This is a genomic window from Candidatus Jordarchaeum sp. (assembly GCF_052745115.1).
The window spans coordinates 1-1,946 of record NZ_JBRAKS010000514.1 but is presented as its reverse complement, the minus strand read 5'-3'; the positions used below and the strand labels follow the sequence as shown (position 1 = coordinate 1,946).

Here is a 1,946-nt window from a genome sequence, read left to right as displayed (position 1 = left end):
AGGACATCCTACCAATTAACAGCAAGGGGTGACAAATGTCCCTAACTTCTACACTCCCACTTTCCGCACCTTTGATTTATTTTTTTCTATTTTTGTAAAATTTAAGCCTGTGGGGGGGAGAAGCCTCCGCGTTTTTGAGCAAAACCATCAAAAGAGTGTGGCTTATTTTGTGTGTTGACTCCAGAGGGTGCCGGCTTCTGTGTCCCTGGCCCCCATTTTTCTACACAGTGGTGTTAAAAATAGGAGGGAAACCGCGGTCTCCAACCGGCCACCACAACAGGTTAAAAACTGGGAGAGGGGATTAAACAAGGGGAAAGCCTTCTCCAGGGACAAATTTTTCTGAAAAGTTTTTGAATCCAAGCAAGGAAAACAAGCAATAATTGGAAAAACGAAAAAACCTCAAAAATATTCGTAAAGGATGCGGAAAGTGGGTTAACTAACATTATTTTAAAGATACGTCATTTAACGTATACCCTCAATTAGGCATAGATAAAGTTTAAAACTGGATTAAAGTGAAGTTGACTACTCAAAACAAGTAATAAAACAATAAAAGGAGAAATAAGAGATGAACTTGCAATATTTAAAGATTGGTATTCCACTAGCCCTCATCGGTGGCCTTCTAGGAATCATTGCCTCTATTTGGATGCTGATAACACCAGTTAACATCCTAGCAATGTTTTCGATTAATGTAACCTTTGTTATGCTGGCGTACTTAAGCCTAATTGCTTCCATTATCATAGTTATTCTCGCATTATTGCTTATAGCCAGGAAGCTTCTTGCAAAGTTAAAAACAGTCCTTTACCTAGTGGTCATCCTCGGAATCATAGAATTAATGAACTTTAATATGCCATTCATGTTGATTGCAGTTATCGGTGGGCTTCTCGCCATTTTGGGTGGAATATTAGCCTTGATTGGTCTAAGACCTGGACCAGCACCAGCAGCACCAGCGAAACCCGCAAAGGCAGCAAAAGCAAAGTAAAACACGAGGCTTGATAAATTCAATTTTTATTTTCTATTTTTATTTTCTTGAAATTTTTAAGAAAACGTTAAATAGTTTTATAAGCTATTTTTTTCAGAATTTAGGGGGTTTTAAATGAGAAATATTGCGGTGCTCGTTTCTGGTAGAGGCACTAACCTTCAAGCAATTATTGACGCAGTGGAATCGGGGTACATTAAGGCTAATATTAGTGTAGTTATTAGCAGTCGTAAGGATGCCTTAGCGCTACAGAGGGCCAGAGAGCATGGAATAGAAGCAATTTATATTGATCCTCAAGAATTTTGGAGGGACAAGGAGCACAAGGAGGAAAAGAGAGTCGAGTACGATAAAAAAATTATTGCGGAGCTGGAAAAAAGGAACGTGGACCTGGTGATTCTAGCTGGCTACATGCTGATGCTCAGTCCGTACTTTGTTCAGAAATACAAGAATAGGATTATGAATATCCACCCCGCTTTACTACCCTCGTTTCCGGGTGTGAATGCCCAGAAACAGGCATTAGAGTATGGTGTTAAGTACACTGGTGCTACTGTCCATTTTGTGGATGCAGAAATGGATCATGGTCCCATTATAATTCAGGATGTCGTACCAGTCTATGACGATGATACAGAGGAAACTCTCTCAGAAAGGATTCTAGAAAAAGAGCATAAAATTTACGTAGAAGCTGTCAAACTATTTATGGAAGGAAAACTAAGAGTAGAAAACAGAAAAGTAAAGATATTAAAATGATTATTCTGCGAGAGTTTTTCCTTAATTATTCATGAATTCATGAAAAATTTTCAATAATCAAAATAAAGCCTTTTTTGAATTTCACTATATTTAAATAGTCCTATTATTCAAATAGGATAAGGTGAAATATTTTGCTTGTAAAAGTAACCCGCCGCTTTCAGGTAACAATACCGTTGTCCGAAACTTACCCATCTAGGACACTTCCAGACGATAGATTCGCAAA

General features: G+C 38.1%; 3 protein-coding genes. All 3 read left to right on the top strand.

Translation table 11 applies throughout. The features are described 5' to 3' along the window. The first annotated feature begins 199 nt into the window (after nt 1-199). The 3 genes from ACUVXA_RS20320 (at nt 200) to purN (ending at nt 1,723) form a co-directional block, all read left to right on the top strand. Nucleotides 200-343 carry a hypothetical protein gene (locus ACUVXA_RS20320; protein WP_445873117.1) on the top strand — a complete coding sequence of 48 codons (144 nt, stop codon included), beginning with the start codon at nt 200-202 and terminating at the stop codon, nt 341-343. A 222-nt stretch (nt 344-565) separates the two neighbouring features. After that, entirely contained in the window at nt 566-979 is a 414-nt protein-coding gene (locus ACUVXA_RS20315) for a hypothetical protein (RefSeq protein ID WP_445873116.1), read from the top strand. 114 nt (nt 980-1,093) lie between these two features. Further along, the gene (gene purN / locus ACUVXA_RS20310; protein WP_445873115.1) at nt 1,094-1,723 is read left to right on the top strand and encodes a phosphoribosylglycinamide formyltransferase; all 630 of its coding nucleotides are present in this window, start codon (nt 1,094-1,096) and stop codon (nt 1,721-1,723) included. Nucleotides 1,724-1,946: the final 223 nt, after the last annotated feature.

Bases quoted from the DNA above. Each gene is read 5' to 3' on its own strand.
- purN (WP_445873115.1), top strand. From the start codon at position 1,094: ATGAGAAATATTGCGGTGCTCGTTTCTGGTAGAGGCACTAACCTTCAA.
- ACUVXA_RS20315 (WP_445873116.1), top strand. From the start codon at position 566: ATGAACTTGCAATATTTAAAGATTGGTATTCCACTAGCCCTCATCGGT.